Genomic DNA, 19,403 nt, shown 5'->3' on the forward strand with positions numbered 1-19,403 from the left:
TGACTTGCATAGGTAGGACGCGGTGTGTCAGCGGGAATGATGTAGCAACTACGGAGGCGGCAAGAATTAATCTGACAACTACGAGATTTGTACCAATCCTTCCTTTCCGCTAAAGCGTAGTTGTATACCAAGCGAGTTATCTCAAGCCACTCATCAAAGATTTTTGATTGTTGTTTGGTAGGTTTGAGCTTGAACTCGTAGGTGAGATTAAACATTTGCTTTTCCTCCTTGCCTTCTATAATAGCCATTATATTATCTACCGTCAATACGAAAGATAACAAAACCCCGTTGTTCGCGTTCGCCTTTGGCGTGGCCTACGGCCAAGCGTCGCCTTTGGCGATAGTTACCGTAAGATAGTGGAGCCTTTAGAGTCGGCAGGCTATGCATAAAAGAGGTGCGACCCGTGGCGAATTTAATAATTAGATGCGGAAAGCGCACCTTTGGTTAAAACTTATTGATTAAGGCTCCACTATATAAGGTTTCTATCCAGCGAAGGACGGGGCTTTAAACCCAAAATTTTTGGGAATCACGAGTGATGGGGTGAATTGAACTAATCATTTATCCCATACACCCCACCATCGGGCAGCCGCAAGGGAGAGCTTTAGCTCATTTAGTATCAGCTTTTTCCACCGAAGCATCATTGATTCCCAGGGTAAGCCTTAGAGGTTTCCGGTAAGGATAGGCTCTAGCAACTTGCCGGTAAACGTCATAATTAGTAGGTAGTGTCACTGTCTGTGCCCCCTCTTGATAGGTGATATCGTATTTAACTGTACGCAACAGCTCTGGCTTGCTAGGCTTATGATGAAGTGGCTGACGCTGTTCTACCTCATCAATGGTTGGTTTTGGTGGGACAACTGGCCACCATAACCCCTTGTCATCAGGTCCTGTTACAGCACCTTCTGGTTTCTCACCATTGCGGTTGACTACGGACTTGGAAGCAAACTCCTCAACATCGGGATCTCTATCAGTTGTTGAATTAAGAGAATACTCAACTCGCCAGGTTAAGGTGGTTAGTGCTGTAGCTTCATACTCAGTAATAATCACAGTGTTACAACTGCTAAGCGCTACTGCTACACAAAAGCCGATCAACATCAAAATAATCTGGCGACGCCGCAAAATGCGATCAAGTAGGACATGGAAACTAGTCAAATTCACTCCACCCCATCCAAACTTACGACTAAATGCAATTTGCTCCCCTATACCCTATTCTGTACCAAATTCTCAAACCTGCCTTTCCCAATTGCCTGTGGTCAGGAGCAACGAATTCACCTGCGATCGCACTCACCTTCGATGATGGACCCCATCCACAGTACACTCCCAAGTTACTGCAAGTCTTAGACCGCTACCAAGTCAGAGCCAGTTTTTTCTGGTTGGGCGTTTGCGTACACCAAGCCCCCAGTGTCGCTAGAGAGGTTTACCAACAAGGTCACTGGTTAGGACTTCATGGATATTACCATCAGTCTTTTCCCTTTTTAAAACGGGATGCCCTTCAGCAGAGTTTGCTCCTTACCCAAGACGCGATCGCTCAAGCTTGTCAGATTCACCCAGACAAGGTAAAAGACGTTCGTCCCCCTAACGGATTATTTACACCCCGAACCTTGAATATACTGCACCAGTGGAACTATAGATCAGTAATGTGGAGTGTTGTTCCAGAAGACTGGAAACGTCCTGGTGTCAGTATAATCGTGGAGAGAGTCCTAAAGCAGGTTCAAAACGGTTCCCTGATCGTCCTACATGATGGTTATTATGGAGGACAAGATGTGGTTGAAAGTAAAAAACCGGGTTTACCCCGTTGGAAGTTACCGGTTCCCCGTTAACCTAAACGTTTACGGGTAAACGTGGGTTTTAATTTAATTGGGGAACGGGGAACCAAAAGGAATTGGTTGGGGTTTTGGAAAAAACCTTAACCGGGGCTTGGAAGGTTTTAAAATTTCCCCTTCCAAGGCCTTAATTTTGGAAAACCCCAAAAGGGGTTTTAACCAAAAAATTTTTTGGTTTAAGGCCAATTTTGGAACCCCAAGGCCTTAATTGGGGCCAGGGAAAAAAAAATTTAGGTTAAGGTTTTTTGGTTTAAATTGAGTTTAAGGGCTTTTCTGACTCACCGCACCGTAAACTCCTAGAAAAACTGCTTTGCTAGACGCTTCCGGTTTTCCATCTCATTACTCCTGTAGTGAACTACTTAATCCAATTACCTACTCTATATACTTCATATAGAGTATACTATCCATTTTAACGCTATATGTAGTGCTCAGCTAATCTGATAAATTTTCAAAAAAATGAGCAAACTGTAAAAATTAAAATTAGAAATTAAAATAATGATCAACCGAAAGCTCCATCGGACGAGGAGACTTGCTTCCCCTACGCAATGTTCCCATCGTCTTTCTCTAGATTATTTCCGATGCCCTGATTCACCATTCCCTTACGCAGGAATACCGAATTAGGAGCTGGTTAAATCAACTTACTTGGCAGTACTTTCACTTAGCGTGTTACTACATTGGCTAGGAAAATGTATTACAAAAGTAATACTAAATAATCATTACCTAGACCCATAGCTTGTCAATGGTTATCATACAGGACAAGTTAATTAACCTAGTGAAGTTCAACTGTCGGGTTTTATAGAACATTAGTACTAAACTAGTGACTATATTCTAGGCATAAAGGAAAGTGGGTACTTATTGCTACACTTTCTCAAAGCTTTTGACCAGATAAATAAGCTAAATTTTTCAGATAAACACTAGAGCAAAATTTTGTAAATAAGGCTACAATCAAAAAGTCTTCCCAAAATTCAGTATTAACACTTAAATGGATAGTAGATTCACTGCAAGTTAAGTCCAAGGAAATAGAGTCGATCTAATTCCTACGGCTGAAGCGATTCGACCCACCATAGGGTGCAACAAACAAGGTTCTCACTGACTAAGCCATCTTAAGTAGATCAACGGACATCATCTACTGGTCTGAAACTGAAGGAGCATGAGGAAAAAACATGACCCAGGCAAATGAATTACTCGCAACAATCGCTCAACCTCAGAGCGATTTAGAAGTCTTGATTGAGGATGACGTGAACCGAGATGATTTGGTGGACGCTCAACCTGACGAGGAAAATAGTAAGCCTGGTAAGGGGCGATCTAACCGTCGCCGAACCCAAAGCAAAAAGAAGCACTATACAGAAGATTCAATTCGCCTCTATTTGCAGGAAATTGGCAGGATTCGTCTACTCAGAGCTGATGAAGAAATTGAATTAGCCCGTAAAATTGCTGATTTGTTGGAATTAGAACGAGTGCGGGAGCGCTTGTCTGAGCAGTTAGAGCGGGAACCTGGAGATCGGGAATGGGCAACAGAGGTCGATATGGAGCTGCCAGCTTTCCGTTACCGCTTACACGTCGGTCGGCGGGCTAAGGAAAAAATGGTGCAGTCTAACCTCCGTTTGGTGGTTTCCATCGCCAAGAAATACATGAATCGAGGACTCTCATTCCAAGACTTGATTCAAGAAGGTTCTCTAGGTTTAATCCGGGCTGCGGAAAAATTTGACCACGAAAAAGGCTACAAGTTTTCTACCTATGCTACCTGGTGGATTCGTCAAGCTATTACTCGTGCTATTGCTGACCAGTCCCGGACTATCCGCTTACCCGTTCACCTTTATGAAACCATCTCGCGGATCAAGAAAACCACTAAACTTCTTTCTCAAGAAATGGGTCGCAAGCCCACAGAAGAGGAAATTGCAGATCGGATGGAAATGACCATCGAGAAGTTGCGATTCATTGCCAAATCAGCTCAACTTCCCATCTCCTTAGAAACGCCTATTGGTAAAGAAGAAGACTCCCGCTTGGGAGACTTTATTGAAGCCGATGGTGAAACCCCAGAAGATCAGGTTTCCAAAAATCTACTCCGGGAAGACCTAGAAAGTGTCCTTGATACCCTTAGTCCCCGGGAACGTGACGTACTGCGTCTACGCTATGGATTAGATGATGGACGGATGAAGACTTTGGAAGAAATCGGCCAAATCTTCAACGTCACGCGGGAACGGATTCGACAAATTGAAGCCAAAGCCCTTCGCAAACTACGCCATCCAAATCGCAATAGCATTCTCAAGGAATATATCCGATAGAAAACCCTGCTGCTTGATAGCAATCAGGGTTTTCTGTTATCGTTCAATTTACTTCGTGGGGAATAGGGAGTCAGTATGAAGTCTGGTTAATCACATATAATACGGTTGGTACCATGGATGTTAATTGTCAATTGACTCCTAACAATTGTTAATTTTCAATTTTCCATTGGCTATCAACCAAACATGATAAGTATTCAAACAGACATTATATCACATTCCTTACCCCAATTCCTACCCAGAAATTAGTTCCGGTGCGCTTTCCTATGGCGAATTAAATTACGGGGTCGCACCGTTTTCATATTTTAGCTGACATTCCGTAGAACAAACTATGGAATCAGCTAAAAACACATAAGAAAGCTGGAGTTCAACACTAGAACTCCAGCTATTTATTGAGATTGACAAATTTAACTAACTATTGGGAACTACATTAATCCCAAGAAGTGTAGTACACCTTGACCAGTAATATATTCTGTGACTAAAGCAGCGATGAAGCCGATCATAGCTAGACGACCATTTAAGTTTTCTGCTTTAGGGGTGAAACCGAACTTGGCTTCGTTAGACTCTTGATTGGACATGGTTCTTTGCTCCGCTAATTTACTCTGTGTAGCCCGTTTATATTAATAAATGTAACAAATTATTGGCTAAATGTCAATTATCTGCATAGGCAAGCGGGATGAATTGTGTATAAAGTCTTAGTTGATCAATGATGTAAACTTATGTGAAGTATAATTTGCTGTTTTCATCATGATCTCTCGTCGCGCATTTATCAGCAGTCTGTTGGCTAGCTTGATCGTTTTACTGGCTTGGATAAATTTTGCCAACCCTGCCCATGCTCTCGGTGGCAAACAACCTCCTATTAATGAACCCGCACCCGAGTTCACCCTACCGACCAATACTGGTAAGGGTTCGGTGTCCCTCTCCGATTATCACGGTAAGTGGGTCGTACTCTATTTCTACCCCAAAGACTTTACTAGTGGTTGCACCTTGGAAGCTCAGCGATTTCAGCAAGATTTGGCCAAATATATGGAGATAAATGCGCAGATCCTAGGGGTGAGCGTGGATCATGTCGATTCTCACGCGGAGTTTTGTGAATCAGAAGGTTTACAGTTCCCACTTTTAGCTGACACCGATGGCTCTGTCAGCAAGGCTTATGGTTCTTGGCTAGGTATTATGTCCCTACGCCATACCTATATCATTGATCCAGAAGGCATTCTACGGGAAATATTCCTTGGTGTGATACCAGCAATTCATAGCACCGAAGTACTGGCTCGCCTGGATGAGTTAATGTCTACTTCTTTCTGAGTTGATTTCCCACTAAGGATTAAGCTTTAACAAGATTTATGCCCTGAGGAGGTCTAATCTCTGGTCTAATATATCTGCTCTAATCTCTATAGATAGAGTTTAACCAAATCAACTCATTTCTAGATATAGCTCTACATATAGCTTGAGTGCCTAAGTCCTATTTAAGCATCCTTGAAGGAGGCTACTGAAAGTAGGCTGAGTACTGAAGCCGGATCATCAACAGTAGCGCTGGTTAGCTTAACATTGTCAATGATGAGCCCAGACTGAGTTTGATGACTCAATTCATTCACAACACCAAAGCCTAGGCTGTAAGTTCCAGCAGTAGTGAAGGTATGAGTAAATCCTTGAAATCCGGTTTGGTTGTAAAAGTTTTTCGGTGCTTGACTAAAGACCCCTAGGATTGGGTTAGCTAGTTCATAGACAATTTGGGACTTGGGAGAACTAAGGCAGAAGAAAGCGAAGTCGGCAACAATAGCCTCATCTCCCACGTCTTCATTGGTGAGAAAATTCCAATCAAAGGTTAAGGTATCACCAACACAAGGGGTAATCATTTGTTGGATAGCAGCACCTCTGACTACCTTGCTAGAAGTACCACATATGCCAACGGTGTCTAAAATTTTCTGGGCAATACAATCAAGAGTTCCTGTGGACAGGTATAAAAACTCCTCCAGTTTAGAGGCTGATGGGGCTTTTGGCTGACCTGTTCTGGTGACTTCGGTATTGCTAGTTCTTAGTAAAAGCTGCTTTTCTCCCTCGGTTGGAGTAATGCCAAAACTAGCTCTTTTGATCCCGCCTGGTCCTAGCTTTTGCCAGCCTTTGAGTCCTTCTTCAAAGCCACCATTAACTAATTTAACTGGTTCCTCACCACTAGAAAAACTAGACGAGTCAACCAGATAGTTGATTTCTTTTCTTAAGGTGGACTGTTTTGGAATTTGAGACGTGGACATAAAATTAATTTTTCTAGAACGCTAAAGGTTGAAACGACGACGATGATTCCAGAAAAATCAGAGGCAATCTTAACTTTTGATATGAGCACCAACCGTATTAACACCCTGATTAATCTGATCAGTTTGATGATCGTCTAATGACTAATGGTAAGTATTCAGCTGTCAGCTATCAGCTAATGCGCTACTTGAGGTGCTGTCTTGATGCAAAGCGCGAGTGGGGGGAACCCCCTTTGGCGGCGCTGCCTCCCCTGTTCCGAAGCTGCATCGCTACTTGAGGTGCTAGCAGGCGGTTTAACTGCAGGGGGTTGGATGAGTAAAACAAGCAGGGATTTTCAAGCAGCCATATCAGCACCCTCAGCTTGTTTACTACCTCCCGTTGATTAGCTGACGACTGACGGCTGATAGCTGAATGCTTACGACTAATGAACGTATTGTGTAAATTTTTACAGGTTTTTTTTATTAAAAGTCAATGTATCTAGGTAATCTTTACAAACTATTTATACTTTGAGATTTATTTATTAAGTTTCCGAGAAGAAACGATTAACTATAACCTTAAAAAATTATTAAAATTAGAGTTTTTATTTCTCACTAAGCTTCCAATATGAAGATTTTGTCAAGAAATCTGTTCAAGTCAGCTTAATTCCTTAATGTTCCAAAATCATAGCAAAAGAAACAGCAAAAATTGTTCAGTTGTTGGCTCTCCTAGAGTGGCTAGGATAAATTAGTACAAAATAATCGCCATAGTCCTTGCTTAGTAAGCTCTTGAGTAATTTAAAAATGCAATTTTAATAAAAGCGATGCAGCTTCGGAACAGGGGAGGCAGCGCCGCCAAAGGGGGTTCCCCCCATGAGCGACTGCCGTGGTTTTCCCCGGAGACGAAACCTTAGACAGGGGAGCCTTTATGGTTGGTAGGCTATGCAGATGCATGGTTAAAACTTATTGATTAAGGCGAGCCTGTCTTACGGTAACTATCGCCAAAGGCGACGCTTGGCCGTAGGCCACGCCAAAGGCGAACGCGAACAAACCATGAGCGACTGCATCAAGACAATGTATTTTTAGTTTATTGAATCCCTTGCTCTTTAAGGGTTTAAGCTCATTTAAACTACTAATTTACTATAATCAGTCTAGGAGAGCCCAGTTGTTTAACTTTTTATATTTATTTTTTATCTTTAAAGTTTCGTTCAAGTTGTTTCAAGATTTTATACATTTCTGGAAGCCGATTGTAGATGGCAGATATTTTTAGCCAGAGTTTGTTGGAAATAGCAGGATAGCCAGAAACTATACTTCCGGGTTCTACATCTTTGTGGATTCCCGATTTAGCGGTCACAATTGCTCCATCCCCAACTTTCACTTGATTCGCAATTCCTACCTGACCCGCCAGCAACACTTGATTACCTACTTTGACTCCTCCAGATAATCCAACTTGGGCTGCCAAGGCACAGTTTTGTCCCACCTCGGAGCCATGACCAATATGTACCAAATTATCTAATTTAGTGTTACGTCCAATCCGGGTTTCCCCAACCGCTGGACGGTCAATGGTGCTGTTACAGCCAACTTCGACCCCATCTTCTAAGACCGTGTAGCCAGATTGTTGCATTTTATACCACCCTTGGGGGGTTGGCACAAAGCCAAACCCTTCAGCACCAATGACTGCACCACTATGAATCACACAATCGTTACCAATGCGGCTCCGTTCATGAATAGTGCAGTTGGCATGTAGAACAGTGCGATCGCCTATTTCTACTTCAGGATATAGTACTACATTAGGATGAATACAGACCTGATTGCCAATCTTTACCCCTGCTGAAATTATGACGAAAGGTCCAATATAGACATCTGTTCCTAACTGAGCATCTGGGTCAATCACTGCAGTGGGATGGATGACTGGTGCTGGTTGAAAGGGTTGATAGAAACATGCGATCGCATGAGCAAATAGTAATCTCGGTTCAGATGTCCCTACCCAAGCAATACCTCTTTCTGTCGCTTTTGCCTGTAATGCTTCATCCAGGGACAAAATTAATGCACTCGCCTGGGTTTTTTCTACCATGTGGGCAAACTTGGGTCCTTCAATATAACTGAGAGTGCCTGGGGTGGCTTGATCGATGGGAGCAACTCCGGTAATTTCAGGGTTAAGCTCTGTATCGCTATTCAGGCTATGGCACAAAGACGCTGTACTACCCAGGTGTTCTATTAAAAGACTAAATTTCATGGCTCGGCAATGGGTGGGTGTGGAATTGGACATCTGGAATGATAGGATAAATTGGTGACTAACCGCCATTGCTATTGAGTTAGTTAAATGGGATTCACAATTCCTTAGTTATCTTGGGTGTTCCTAGCCCTTAACTTATTCCATCACTCCGATTGCCCTTGGATGATTGAGTCATTAGTCTACAAGTCTGTTAGTTCCATCCATAGATGGAACCAATTAAGACATCGAAGGTTTAATGACTAACGACTAATCAATCATGTCTGGTGGTGCTACCGTAAACTTAAGAACACTTTTGGGGTTGACCGTGACGGCGGTACAGCATCAGACTGTTGAGGATCTGGTGGACTAATATAGACTAGTAAGTTGAGCAATATTGTAATGGTAAATGCCTGAAAAACTTTCTTAAACACGAGCCACACTCCTCATTCCTAATATATAGTCTTGGTGAAACAATCGAAAGCGATGCTACTTGACTGAGATACGAACTTTATAAAAATTGATACACCCGTGAAGGTAATTAACTCTACCAGTTTATTTAAGCAACCATATAAGTGCCAAGTTATATGTTCCGCCTCAGTGACTGGCACAGTGCAAAGGGTTGCTCCTAAGTCATTCTGTGTAATTTAATAGATTAGGGGTAGCCGAGATTAGAACCAAAGCAAGAGTTTGCTAGTCGCTACAATGTAAAGGAAAACCAATCTACCAGCCACCTTAAGTCAGCACCCCACTCTTGTCTAGACAGGACTCCCTAGCCTAGTCATGCAACATAGCTGACCAACCGATAACAAGCCGCGAGGCAAACATGAGGTTATGCTTCGATAGGGGCTTGAGGCTGTTAACAGGAACGGGTATGAACTGCATCTGTTCTCCCCACATTGATCTAAGACGGTTTTAACCGCCCTTTTCCTTTGTTTTTCCTCCCCAGTCGCCCATACACGGGGTTTGCAAATTTCACGCTTATTTTTTATGATTCCTACAGTTATCGAGCAATCCGGTCGTGGCGAACGTGCCTTTGATATTTACTCTCGTTTGTTGCGAGAGCGCATTGTATTCCTCGGACAACAGGTTGATTCTGACTTAGCTAACTTAGTGGTTGCCCAATTACTCTTTCTAGAAGCCGATGACCAGGAAAAAGATATTTACCTGTACATCAACTCTCCCGGCGGTTCAGTGACTGCGGGCATGGGCATTTTCGATACGATGAATCAAGTTGCTCCGGACGTCTGCACTATCTGTGTTGGACTAGCAGCTAGTATGGGGGCTTTCTTACTCAGTGCTGGTGCTAAGGGTAAACGCATGAGCTTGCCCCACTCCCGGATTATGATTCATCAGCCACTGGGAGGAGCACAGGGACAGGCAAGCGATATAGAAATCCAAGCAAAAGAAATCCTGTACCACAAGCAGCAGCTAAACAATTATTTAGCAGAACATACCGGTCAGCCACTGGAAAAGATTCAGGAGGATACCGAGCGGGATTTCTTTATGTCAGCGACTGAGGCTAAGGACTATGGTTTAATCGACCAGGTCATTGAGCGACGTCCCATAGCAACCCCTTTACCAACAAACTAATGTCTTAGTTGACACTCCCCGTCTATGCGCGAGCAGGGAGTGTCAACTAAGACGTTAGTTTGGGGAGATGCTAAAGCGATCGCTAACCAGGTCCCGACTATTGCTGAAGTGGCTCCGGAAATTAACAATCGGCAGTTAATCACAGGAGTTAAGCAATTACAATACATCAATAACTATATATAGTTATTTATTACAAGTAACAATAAAATCAATCACCAAAAGGTAACTTCAGCTATAGGAAATGAAAACGGATATCGGATTTCCTAGTTAGCGTGAGGTACATCTAGATTTTTTTCCTGATCTTGATTGAGACTTTCGCTTATATCGAAATCGAATCATATAAAAAATTAATCTTAAGAGCTGCTTTACTATTAATTATCAAATCAATTATCTCTGGTGAGAGAACTTTCATGCCATTGCCCCAGAACCAAGTTGGATAAGGTGGTCAAGATTACAAAAATCAAGATACCTAGACTACTAATCATAAACAAAGCAGCAAACATCCGGGGAATTTCGAGATTGTAGCCAGCAATTAGCATTTGATAAGCAATTCCTGAATTAGCACCGCCTGTACCCGCAACAAACTCAGCTACTACTGCTCCGATTAAGGCTAATCCACCACTGATACGTAATGCAGCTAAAAAATAGGGTAAAGCACTTGGTAATCGCAGATACAGCATTGTCTGCCAGCGAGATGCTTTGTAAAGGCGGAACAGGTCACTTAAGTTGGAATCGATACTATTTAAACCAAAAGTCGTATTAGAAATAATCGGGAAGAATGCTACAATCCAAGCACAAATTACCAAAGCAGCAAAGGTATTGTTCCTCAGCCAAATAATAATTAAAGGCGCGATCGCAGCAATAGGCATTGTTTGCAGAACTACTGCATAGGGATATAAGCTTTTTTCAATCCACTTACTCTGAGCCATTAACATGGCAATTAGCAATCCTGAAACTGCTGCTGTTATAAACGCAGCTACAGTGATTTTTAGGGTGATCAGCAATGGCTCAAATAAACTGTTCCAGTCCCTAATTAATACCTTGATAATTAGCAAAGGACCTGGTAAGATATAGGATGGAGTACTAGTCACTCGAACAGAGATATCCCACACCATCAACACCAGGATTCCCACTGCCACAGGGGCTATAATATCGATAGATAGCAAACGTTTCAATTTTAGCTTTGCCAGAACAAATGCTTGATTTTTTTTCATAAAATTATTATATACTGTTTAATATAGCTGTAAAATTATAGCTGTAAAATTTATATTCATATTTTTGATAATCATAAATTATCATTTATTTATAAATAATAATTTATAAATTATCACTCATAATTCATCCCTTTTGACAACTGCTCAGCCACCTTCTGACAATATTTGGTATAAACTAAGGATGTACGAAACTGTTCGTTACGTGGTGATGGTTCATCAATAGTTATATCCGCCACTACTCGACCTGGACGAGCTGCCATTACTACCACCCGATTGGATAGATATACGGCTTCATAAATATTGTGAGTCACAAAAACCACAGTCCAGTGTTTCTTACTCCACAAATCAAGTAACTCCAGGTTCAGCTTAGTCCGGGTGATATCATCCAAGGCTCCAAAGGGCTCATCCATCAGCAATACCTTGGGAGAAGTAACAAGAGCTCTGGCAATAGAGACTCGCATTTTCATGCCACCGGATAGTTGACGGGGATAGGATCGGGCAAAACTTTCCAGTCCAACTAATTGGAGCGCTTCTTTAATAGCATTATCAGCCACTTTTTTAGAGACCCTAGCCAATTTAAGAGGCAATCGCACATTTCCCATTACCGTTGCCCAAGGCATTAGTGCTGCTTCTTGGAAGACAAAAGCTATCTCCTTTTGGTGAGCGCGATCGCTCCATTCTATGTTTCCCGAACTCATAGTGCTTAGTCCAGCAATGATGCGTAGCAGGGTACTCTTGCCACATCCCGATGGTCCTACCAGACTGATGAATTCGGACTTATTGATGTTGAGATTTAGGTCTTTTAGCGCTACAGTACCATTGTCAAAAGTTTTGTTGACATGGGTAAGAGAAATAGCTGGTTTTTGGTTCATCTATTGTCAGTTAGTAGCAATAGACTTCTTGCAGAAGTCGGTAACAGGTAACAGCGGAAAAAAAATTATAAAAACACTATCATAAAACTACTTTTGCAAGAGGTCTAATCAGTGATTAGCAATCCGTTAATAGTTTAAATTATCAATCACTAGATATAAATTAATGTCTAATAACAATATCTAATAAATTTGATTTTAACATGTCTATAAATAATATATTCGGCATTTTACTTTTTTTTTTAATAAGCTGTTATTTCGGTACTTAATTAAAGTAACTACAAAGTAACTAATAAACTAAAATGTTAACTAACTTTCTGTATAAAAATTTACTCCTTTATTGACAAATGCTAAGGTGTAGGCTTGTTTGTAATCAGTCTTGGCATCAAGTACCCCAACGGTAACTAACTCATTGAACAAACTTTCCCAGCGTTCATCGGTCATTGCCCCAATGCCAAGTTTTTCAGCATCACCAGAGATGATAATACCATACTCTTGAAGCTTATCCAGACCATAGGCAATTAGGTCATCACTCATCTCTGGATTATCTTTTTTGATCAGCTCATTGGCTGGTTCGGGATTCTCTAGATAGCTATACCATCCTTTGATTGACGCATCAACAAATCGCTGAACTAGATCCGGGTTAGTTTCAACGAGTTTCTTCGTGGTTTCAATGGTGAAAGTATAGGGATTATAACCAGCATCTGCTAAGGGTAATATATTGGGCTTAAAACCTCCTTGTTTTTCTATAATGTAAGGTTCAGAGGTCAAAATTCCCTGTTGGGCTGAATTTTTCTCTACTAAAAAAGGGCTAACATTAAAGTTATAGGGGCGTTTCTGGTCATCTGTAAAACCGTATTTTGCCTTGAGTAGGGGCCAATAGGTTGTGATGGCTCCAGGAGCAACAAAAATCGGTTTACCTTTTAATTGTGCTAGAGAGTCATTGCCTACCCCTGGATGAGCCAAGAGAATTCGTATTCCTTTTTGGAAGATACTTGCTACAGTAATTTTGGGAATACCTTGTTGCACTGCTCTAATAGCATCAACAGCCTGTCCCATACTTAAATCAACGACTCCCCCCAGTAATAATTGGGTGGGATTGCTCTGAGGACCGGTTGGTTGTATAACAACATCTAGGTCATAGTTTTGATAAATGCCAGTAGCGACAGCCTGATAAAAACCACCGTACTCTGCTTCAGCTTTCCAGCCCAGAGCAAATTTTATTTTATCTAATTTACCTTTTTTTTCTGTAGTTAATGGTGTAGAGGTTTGATTAGTACAAGCTGCCAAAACACTACTCCCAAGAGTGATGGAGCTAAGTTTAAGTAATTGGCGACGCTTAATTTTATAGATTTCTTTCATATAAAACTTCAACCGGCTAGAGCAGTAATTGAGATGATCTGGTTGTGGTGGTTTGAAATGGTGCAGCTTTAGGCAAACTAGAACGGTCTGGTAGGGAAAAACCTTGAATTTGGTCTAGGTTCGCGATTAGCAGCTTCTAAGATAGTGCGTAATTTACCTAAGTTACTACCGATAGCGATCGCACTAAGCTGGTACTCACTAAGCTGTACTCACTAAGCTGTACTCACTAAGCTGGTACTTTGTACTTGCCATTTTTTCTAAGCTGACTATCACTTTGGCGTTTAAACCCCAACAAACACACCGATAGAAATAATACCATACTCGCTCTAATTAAAAAATTAAGAATATATAATCATAGAGAAATATAAAAATATTACAGTAGCCATGGCTTTTAAGCTAACACGCATCTAAATTAAATCTGTTCATATTATGAAACAAACCATGAAACCCTCTCCCCACCTCCATTTCCCCATCTCCCCATCAGCCTCAACCCAAAAATTAAGTGCGTGACAGCTTAGGCAGGGGATGAAGGCAGGTTCTGGACGAAAGAGGGAGTTACAATGAACGTGACGCTTTTTTCTCACAGCCATGAGGAGTTATTAAGAAAATGGAAGTAAAACTGGTTTTAGTGGTACTAACAATTGCTTTTACTGCTTTGTGCCTGTTTTTTGGGACTAAGAATGGATTTTATGATTCAGACGATTATCACGGCAACGGCTCTGCACACTAAGCTTCCAGTATTTACTTTAGCTGTCAGCTGCTGAGCTTTCAACAAGCATTCATCGTGTAGTCTTGGAAAAACCCACGCATCTGGCATCACAGCAGAGGCTAAAGGCTAGAAGCTGACCAAAGAGCGTGGAATGTGAGGGGGCTAAGGGCGTTTTCCCAAGCCCCTGCCTTCTTGGCATGGGGAGTGTCAAAAAATTGAAATCGTCACTTAGAGGTTAGAGGGACTTAACCAATCCCTCCCTACTTAACTTCCTACTGTGGTAATGTTTTTGGCAACCCTTATCCCCTATTGACTCTGACCTCGAAAGGAGGGAAACTAGGTGAGAATTCCCCACACCCACCCTAAAGGGTAGGGTGTAGGATTATCGTAGACTCCAGAGTGGCCTCTAGGATATATCCAGCATACAAACCCCTCTAAATTGGTACGGAGTCACAACTCTACCACGTTTGTTTTGACTGGGGAAGAATCCGTTGAATTTTCCGTTCAAGGAAGATACAGCCAACGGAAAAATAGTTTCACCTTATTTTCCGTTGGCGATCACCCATTCTGTCTGCCTCTTCCAAGGCTTAATCATTCACCCTTCCCTGATTAGTAAGACGTGGGTTAACGGAGCCGGATTAGCTAAAATCTAAGTTGAAGCTCATGAGCAATCAACGCCCAGTAGCATCCTCTGATCAGGATGACCGATTAACCTGCTTTCCTTACGGTGTTGGTCATGGTGCAGAAGGGGTTTGTTTGTTGGTGCAGATGGGACCACACCGCATTCTCCTTGATTGTGGATTAGAAGACATTTCCCCCCTACAGATCGATGGGATACCACCAGCAGATTTAGTCCTGTGTAGCCACGCTCACTCAGACCATAGTCAGGGATTGCTGGCTCTTCACCAAACTTTTCCACAATTACCAATCTATGCTAGTGAGGTAACGACTCAACTATTACTACTCAACTGGCCGGAACTGCCTCCTGAGGATATTCTCCCATTTTGTCAAGCTCTCCCGTGGGTTACCCCTGTAGAATTCTGTGAGGGACTCACTGCTCAATTGTTCCCAGCTGGACACTTGCCAGGAGCAGCAGCATTTTTACTCACTTACACCACTCGCCATCGAACTTACCGACTGCTTTACACCGGTGACTTTTTCCTGTCTAACTCACGGCTGGTGGAGGGATTATCCCTTGAATCGCTCAGGGGGACACAGCCGGATGTGGTAATTGTAGAAGGCAGTTATGGCACTGCTCGACATCCCCATCGGCGGCAACAAGAAAATCAACTAGTAGAGCGTATTGAGCAGGCCATTGCTACCAATAACTCAGTTGTGTTGCCAGTGCCTACCTTAGGTCTAGGTCAAGAAATCCTGATGCTCCTGCGCTCTCATCACCACTTTACAGGACGCGACCTTGATATTTGGGTCAATGGAAACGTGGCTGCTGGTTGTAATGCTTACTTAGAACTGCTGTCTCACTTTCCCAGCTCAGTACAAAATTTTGCCCGACATCAAGCCTTGTTTTGGGATGAGCGGGTACGCCCTCGGGTGCGGCGGTTAGATCTCCAGCACCGAGATGCTATCGGTAAATCTCCCTGTATTATCCTCACTGACTTAAACATGGATTGGAGGGAGTACTGGCAGCAAGAGAACCGTTCTTGGGTTGTCCTACAACCGGAACATCTTAAATCTTTGGATCCAATCGATGAGTACGGATCTCTTAAGGTTGAAACTTATCTGCTGGCTCAACATGGGGATTGTCTGGGAACCACCCAGTTGATTCATAATCTTCGACCTCAACATGTGATTTTTGTTCACGGCTCTCCTACCTACCTCGCTGATCTTGCTGGTTTGGAAGAATTACAAAATCGATATCATCTCCATACGCCAGCAGCAGGAACACTCGTAGAACTTCCCATCGGTGATACCTTTATCAGACCTGCTCTACCAACGGAAACAAACTATGAAGGAGAGTTGAATGAATTAGATACACTTGTCTATATCACTCTTTCAAGGGCGATCGCAACGGATCCTCGTTGGCAAAATTTCGCTGATACTGGTTTAGTAGAAGCCCGCTGGCAAGGAGAAGAACTGGTCTTGCGGGGATTGTCACAACGAGAACTACTCAAACAAGGGGGCAGAGCCAAGATACCAATTAATATCGAGTGTTGTGGTAATTGTTTGTACCAAAGAGGGCAGCGCTGCTGGAATCCAGCCTCAGCTCTCTATGGTTTTAAAGTAACACTGGAGGGGTACTGTCCAGTTTTTGAACGGATAGAACCCCTTGAGTAACGAATAGTTAAGGGAAAATTGCTAGCTAGTTGTGAGTTATCAATTTTCCGATACTTTTTAGCTACCAAAGTCTACCAAGATAGACCAAAGTCCGCCAATGCAAGATGCTTTCGCATCCAGGGGGTATCTCCCAAAGCTCTCAGGAATATCCCGCGAGCGCCATAAAAATGTCAAAAAAGTTATAACACCGGGATCTAAGCGCAACTATTAAACCCTTGGTTTTCGGCTTTAATTTAAGTTACATAATAATCGCTTTCGGTGTTACCTAATTTAAGTCTAACAAATAATAAGAGTTTTTGGTAGACTCTGCGACATTTTCGATTAGTTTTTACTCACCCTTAACGGTTGGTTGTCCATTAACAATGAATAATCTAGTCCTGATTTAAGTCTTGGGAGCGGGGGTGAATTTGTTCAGCCTCCGGACAATCATCAGAGACTATCGGATCAACATTACCTCGGAAAACAGAAGCTAGCTTGTGACTCACAGAGCCTATGCTTTCCAAGCGGACCATTTCTTCCCAGGAACTGATCTCATCCTCTTCGTCTGTTTCATAACGAATTGTGACTAAATCTCCCTCGATATCAACAATGCGGGCGTGTTCAATCCAACGTTGCTGATCCCGCAAGAAAACGCAGACCTCACGACCATCGCAGCAGAGTTGATAAATCTTGCGGTGTAGCATATTCGGCTTCTCCTGTTGCAGATAACTCTTGGTTTTACTGGTGAAGTAAGCGGTTAAGTTTCTCTAGAAACAACTTTATTCTGACATACTTCCCACGAATAGAATTGGCGGGATTCTCTCCATCATTGCGATGATGAGATACTATGGAAGGTTAAAATAAACCTGAGCAACCAGAGCAGGAATACTCCAGATCCTTTTTTTGTTGGCTCTGGCGACTAAAATACCATTTACTTGATTTGTCGAGCCGCCATCAGCAGCAAAAATAGATTCCAAGAATTTATAAGGATTACCAATAAATAATTGTAGCTCACTCCTCGTATCCCCAGCCCTAAAGGGTAGGGGTTGACTTGAAATCATTTTTGGTTAACTTAACATGGAATCAAGCGGGTTTGTCTATTCCTTGTTAAAGATTAAAATAGCTTAATAGTCTTTTATGTTCATTGCTTGAGAGTGTAGCTTGCATTAGAAGCGAGCTTGAGTTTGAGTTGATTAACGCTGCTCGTGTCATTGATTACTTTTTTTCTGCATTTTGAGTTCTCCACGGATTGAAATCGCGTGGATTCTAAGAGTCGTGTCGTTACGCGGGTTAAAACCGCGCTGCACGACGCTTATAAAACTTACTAGAGAGTGAGTCTAGTCTCTTTTGTTGTGGCAGACTCAAAACTGCCCTACCTCCCTGGCCTTTGGCCAAGCTACGCGAACGGATTAACAAAAAGTTAACCGGTGGATTTACTTTTAATTTAATTGCACAATAGCTTTCGGAGTGGTTGTACCAAACAAATCAGGGCAATAAATCACTACTTTTTGCTCCATTGTTTGCCTGTTCCATGGTCGTAGGATATACCCCGTCTCCAAATGTCCGGAATCTCACCGAAAAGCGCAAAATATAAACGCGACCAACCTTGTTCTTACTCACGATTCTATTTTAACACGAAAGCCCTTGATAAATCCCAGCGCGCTGGCCTTTGGCCACGCTACGGGAACGCTGTCCACCCAATAAATTAGGTGGCTAACTCTCGCTTGTTATTTTTCTGTTTTTATGCATTGTCTTGATGCAGAGCGCGAGTTTGGGAAACCCCCTGAGGTCGGCGCTACATCCCTTAATTCAGCAACCTATACCGCCCTAACCGATTTCTCCTGCTTGCCAGCAATGGTGCTGTAGTCTGTTAGAGATGGTGTTTGGGGGTATGGTCACTCTATAGTTATGTGACTACTCCTACATCATAATCTTTGATTTGATGTAGGCTTCTCAAACTCACGAATGAGACTTACTGTTCCTCGATATCCTGTATCGATTTACCACAGCCATTGAGCGGCAGTCCAACCGCCATCAATTTATCATACCAAAACCAAGAGACTCAGCCAGGTAATTCCCCTCCCGCGCATGAAGCGCGGGTATAAAGGGAGACCCCTTACCTGTTTAGTTGGAAACTCAGATTCCACTAGCATCCTTATACAGATAATGGAGTAAGAATTTAACAACTCCCCCAAGTTGAAACATAGGGGATTATGAGCGGATATTGCTAAAGCGGTTAAAAACCGGCTACTTGCAACGTTCACAGTAAGATTTGACTCACACTGTTGTGGCGGTTTAAACACACTACTACCGAACTTGGCTCAAAAAGAGCTATACCGTTCCCCTTAGTCTTCTTAGCTGTCAGGTTTGTCACCGACTTGGCTATTTATAGGATACAGCAGGAGAAACCCTACTGCTTATAAACGTCGGCGTGGCTAAAGCCTCCTGGTTCAAGAAGCAAGCATTTTGGTAGGTGTCTACAGGTTCCACATACCCATCATTGTGACATACTAATCCCTGTACGTGCTTGGCACTAAGCATGAATTTTGTAAAAAAAACTGCCAACCTGCCAACCTGCCATCGATCGCAGTCAGAGTCACTCAAAAATAGGCTTTTGCTGTGATCAAAAGCGATTAGGCACTCAATAGACTGATAAATCGGATTTTAAATCGTAAGGGAGAAAAGCCAGTGTTTGAGATCGTACGCACTCAAGACCAATACGAAACTTACATTCTCACTGACCACAATGCCCAATCTCGATTAGAAGTGGTTCCTGAACGAGGTGGCATTGTCATTCGGTGGAATATCCAAGGTCAGGAGATTTTTTATCTTGATGCGGAACG

The 19,403-nt window shown here is 42.5% G+C and carries 21 protein-coding genes and 1 pseudogene; 8 read left to right on the plus strand and 14 right to left on the minus strand.

Annotated features, from left to right (window positions below):
• The 3 genes from LYNGBM3L_RS10100 to LYNGBM3L_RS10105 all read right to left on the minus strand — a co-directional run.
• Positions 1–215, minus strand: a 215-nt coding sequence (locus LYNGBM3L_RS10100) for a helix-turn-helix domain-containing protein (RefSeq protein ID WP_044492594.1), incomplete at its 3' end; no start/stop codon positions are given.
• Between the two features lie 37 nt (positions 216–252).
• Positions 253–438, minus strand: a complete 186-nt coding sequence (locus LYNGBM3L_RS44985) for a hypothetical protein (RefSeq protein WP_131826851.1) — start codon at positions 436–438, stop codon at positions 253–255.
• A 168-nt stretch (positions 439–606) separates the two neighbouring features.
• A complete protein-coding gene (locus LYNGBM3L_RS10105; RefSeq protein WP_008182016.1) occupies positions 607–1,155 on the minus strand; it encodes a hypothetical protein in 549 nt (182 codons plus the stop codon).
• A 26-nt stretch (positions 1,156–1,181) separates the two neighbouring features.
• Between LYNGBM3L_RS10105 and LYNGBM3L_RS10110 the strand changes: the two genes are divergently transcribed.
• Positions 1,182–1,817, plus strand: coding sequence for a polysaccharide deacetylase family protein (locus LYNGBM3L_RS10110; RefSeq protein ID WP_008182017.1), 636 nt, complete (start codon positions 1,182–1,184; stop codon positions 1,815–1,817).
• A gap of 1,166 nt (positions 1,818–2,983) precedes the next feature.
• Positions 2,984–4,105 (plus strand): RNA polymerase sigma factor RpoD, encoded by a 1,122-nt coding sequence (gene rpoD / locus LYNGBM3L_RS10115; protein WP_008182019.1) that lies wholly within the window; start codon positions 2,984–2,986, stop codon positions 4,103–4,105.
• Between the two features lie 422 nt (positions 4,106–4,527).
• Here rpoD and LYNGBM3L_RS10120 read toward each other — a convergent pair whose 3' ends face one another.
• Positions 4,528–4,680 (minus strand): CAB/ELIP/HLIP family chlorophyll-binding protein, encoded by a 153-nt coding sequence (locus LYNGBM3L_RS10120; RefSeq protein WP_008182021.1) that lies wholly within the window; start codon positions 4,678–4,680, stop codon positions 4,528–4,530.
• Between the two features lie 169 nt (positions 4,681–4,849).
• Between LYNGBM3L_RS10120 and LYNGBM3L_RS10125 the strand changes: the two genes are divergently transcribed.
• Positions 4,850–5,407 (plus strand): peroxiredoxin, encoded by a 558-nt coding sequence (locus tag LYNGBM3L_RS10125; RefSeq protein WP_008182023.1) that lies wholly within the window; start codon positions 4,850–4,852, stop codon positions 5,405–5,407.
• A gap of 161 nt (positions 5,408–5,568) precedes the next feature.
• On the opposite strand, the gene LYNGBM3L_RS10130 is transcribed toward LYNGBM3L_RS10125, so the two are convergent.
• The 3 genes from LYNGBM3L_RS10130 to LYNGBM3L_RS43210 all read right to left on the minus strand — a co-directional run bounded on the left by LYNGBM3L_RS10130 (position 5,569) and on the right by LYNGBM3L_RS43210 (position 8,973).
• Positions 5,569–6,354, minus strand: coding sequence for a hypothetical protein (locus LYNGBM3L_RS10130; RefSeq protein WP_008182024.1), 786 nt, complete (start codon positions 6,352–6,354; stop codon positions 5,569–5,571).
• A gap of 1,156 nt (positions 6,355–7,510) precedes the next feature.
• Complete coding sequence (gene lpxD, locus LYNGBM3L_RS10140) at positions 7,511–8,563, minus strand: UDP-3-O-(3-hydroxymyristoyl)glucosamine N-acyltransferase (protein WP_008182027.1); 1,053 nt, start codon at positions 8,561–8,563, stop codon at positions 7,511–7,513.
• 269 nt (positions 8,564–8,832) lie between these two features.
• A complete protein-coding gene (locus LYNGBM3L_RS43210; RefSeq protein ID WP_154659741.1) occupies positions 8,833–8,973 on the minus strand; it encodes a QAALIT motif small membrane protein in 141 nt (46 codons plus the stop codon).
• Positions 8,974–9,529: 556 nt separating this feature from the next.
• Here LYNGBM3L_RS43210 and clpP point away from each other — a divergent pair.
• On the plus strand, positions 9,530–10,132 hold the full coding sequence (gene clpP, locus LYNGBM3L_RS10145; RefSeq protein ID WP_008182028.1) for an ATP-dependent Clp endopeptidase proteolytic subunit ClpP: 603 nt from the start codon (positions 9,530–9,532) through the stop codon (positions 10,130–10,132).
• 24 nt (positions 10,133–10,156) lie between these two features.
• A complete protein-coding gene (locus tag LYNGBM3L_RS45620; RefSeq protein WP_008182031.1) occupies positions 10,157–10,315 on the plus strand; it encodes a hypothetical protein in 159 nt (52 codons plus the stop codon).
• Positions 10,316–10,515: 200 nt separating this feature from the next.
• Here LYNGBM3L_RS45620 and LYNGBM3L_RS10150 read toward each other — a convergent pair whose 3' ends face one another.
• From LYNGBM3L_RS10150 to LYNGBM3L_RS10160, 3 genes are all read right to left on the minus strand, one after another.
• Complete coding sequence (locus LYNGBM3L_RS10150) at positions 10,516–11,346, minus strand: ABC transporter permease (protein WP_008182032.1); 831 nt, start codon at positions 11,344–11,346, stop codon at positions 10,516–10,518.
• A gap of 113 nt (positions 11,347–11,459) precedes the next feature.
• Positions 11,460–12,218 (minus strand): ABC transporter ATP-binding protein, encoded by a 759-nt coding sequence (locus tag LYNGBM3L_RS10155; protein WP_008182033.1) that lies wholly within the window; start codon positions 12,216–12,218, stop codon positions 11,460–11,462.
• Between the two features lie 306 nt (positions 12,219–12,524).
• Entirely contained in the window at positions 12,525–13,577 is a 1,053-nt protein-coding gene (locus LYNGBM3L_RS10160) for an ABC transporter substrate-binding protein (RefSeq protein WP_008182034.1), read from the minus strand.
• Between the two features lie 607 nt (positions 13,578–14,184).
• On the opposite strand from LYNGBM3L_RS10160, the gene LYNGBM3L_RS50750 reads away from it, so the two are divergent.
• A complete protein-coding gene (locus LYNGBM3L_RS50750; protein ID WP_044492584.1) occupies positions 14,185–14,307 on the plus strand; it encodes a DUF8629 family protein in 123 nt (40 codons plus the stop codon).
• A 642-nt stretch (positions 14,308–14,949) separates the two neighbouring features.
• Positions 14,950–16,581: an MBL fold metallo-hydrolase gene (locus LYNGBM3L_RS10170; RefSeq protein ID WP_008182035.1), complete on the plus strand. Its 1,632-nt coding sequence runs from the start codon at positions 14,950–14,952 to the stop codon at positions 16,579–16,581.
• Positions 16,582–16,952: 371 nt separating this feature from the next.
• On the opposite strand, the gene LYNGBM3L_RS10175 is transcribed toward LYNGBM3L_RS10170, so the two are convergent.
• The 4 genes from LYNGBM3L_RS10175 to LYNGBM3L_RS40295 form a co-directional block, all read right to left on the minus strand.
• Positions 16,953–17,264, minus strand: coding sequence for a DUF6679 family protein (locus LYNGBM3L_RS10175; protein WP_008182036.1), 312 nt, complete (start codon positions 17,262–17,264; stop codon positions 16,953–16,955).
• A gap of 141 nt (positions 17,265–17,405) precedes the next feature.
• Entirely contained in the window at positions 17,406–17,621 is a 216-nt protein-coding gene (locus LYNGBM3L_RS10180) for a hypothetical protein (protein ID WP_008182037.1), read from the minus strand.
• Between the two features lie 424 nt (positions 17,622–18,045).
• A complete protein-coding gene (locus LYNGBM3L_RS48545; protein WP_267872009.1) occupies positions 18,046–18,180 on the minus strand; it encodes a hypothetical protein in 135 nt (44 codons plus the stop codon).
• Positions 18,181–18,942: 762 nt separating this feature from the next.
• Complete coding sequence (locus tag LYNGBM3L_RS40295; RefSeq protein ID WP_131826850.1) at positions 18,943–19,164, minus strand: hypothetical protein; 222 nt, start codon at positions 19,162–19,164, stop codon at positions 18,943–18,945.
• An 84-nt stretch (positions 19,165–19,248) separates the two neighbouring features.
• On the opposite strand from LYNGBM3L_RS40295, the pseudogene LYNGBM3L_RS50215 reads away from it, so the two are divergent.
• Positions 19,249–19,403: pseudogene (locus LYNGBM3L_RS50215) on the plus strand (aldose epimerase family protein); the annotation flags it as partial.

This window comes from Moorena producens 3L, assembly GCF_000211815.1.
Classification (GTDB): domain Bacteria; phylum Cyanobacteriota; class Cyanobacteriia; order Cyanobacteriales; family Coleofasciculaceae; genus Moorena; species Moorena producens.

Bases quoted from the DNA above. Each gene is read 5' to 3' on its own strand.
- LYNGBM3L_RS10110 (WP_008182017.1), top strand. From the start codon at position 1,182: ATGCAATTTGCTCCCCTATACCCTATTCTGTACCAAATTCTCAAACCT.
- rpoD (WP_008182019.1), top strand. From the start codon at position 2,984: ATGACCCAGGCAAATGAATTACTCGCAACAATCGCTCAACCTCAGAGC.
- LYNGBM3L_RS10120 (WP_008182021.1), bottom strand. From the start codon at position 4,680: ATGTCCAATCAAGAGTCTAACGAAGCCAAGTTCGGTTTCACCCCTAAA.
- LYNGBM3L_RS10125 (WP_008182023.1), top strand. From the start codon at position 4,850: ATGATCTCTCGTCGCGCATTTATCAGCAGTCTGTTGGCTAGCTTGATC.
- LYNGBM3L_RS10130 (WP_008182024.1), bottom strand. From the start codon at position 6,354: ATGTCCACGTCTCAAATTCCAAAACAGTCCACCTTAAGAAAAGAAATC.
- lpxD (WP_008182027.1), bottom strand. From the start codon at position 8,563: ATGAAATTTAGTCTTTTAATAGAACACCTGGGTAGTACAGCGTCTTTG.
- clpP (WP_008182028.1), top strand. From the start codon at position 9,530: ATGATTCCTACAGTTATCGAGCAATCCGGTCGTGGCGAACGTGCCTTT.
- LYNGBM3L_RS45620 (WP_008182031.1), top strand. From the start codon at position 10,157: ATGCGCGAGCAGGGAGTGTCAACTAAGACGTTAGTTTGGGGAGATGCT.
- LYNGBM3L_RS10150 (WP_008182032.1), bottom strand. From the start codon at position 11,346: ATGAAAAAAAATCAAGCATTTGTTCTGGCAAAGCTAAAATTGAAACGT.
- LYNGBM3L_RS10155 (WP_008182033.1), bottom strand. From the start codon at position 12,218: ATGAACCAAAAACCAGCTATTTCTCTTACCCATGTCAACAAAACTTTT.
- LYNGBM3L_RS10160 (WP_008182034.1), bottom strand. From the start codon at position 13,577: ATGAAAGAAATCTATAAAATTAAGCGTCGCCAATTACTTAAACTTAGC.
- LYNGBM3L_RS50750 (WP_044492584.1), top strand. From the start codon at position 14,185: ATGGAAGTAAAACTGGTTTTAGTGGTACTAACAATTGCTTTTACTGCT.
- LYNGBM3L_RS10170 (WP_008182035.1), top strand. From the start codon at position 14,950: ATGAGCAATCAACGCCCAGTAGCATCCTCTGATCAGGATGACCGATTA.
- LYNGBM3L_RS10175 (WP_008182036.1), bottom strand. From the start codon at position 17,264: ATGCTACACCGCAAGATTTATCAACTCTGCTGCGATGGTCGTGAGGTC.
- LYNGBM3L_RS10180 (WP_008182037.1), bottom strand. From the start codon at position 17,621: ATGATTTCAAGTCAACCCCTACCCTTTAGGGCTGGGGATACGAGGAGT.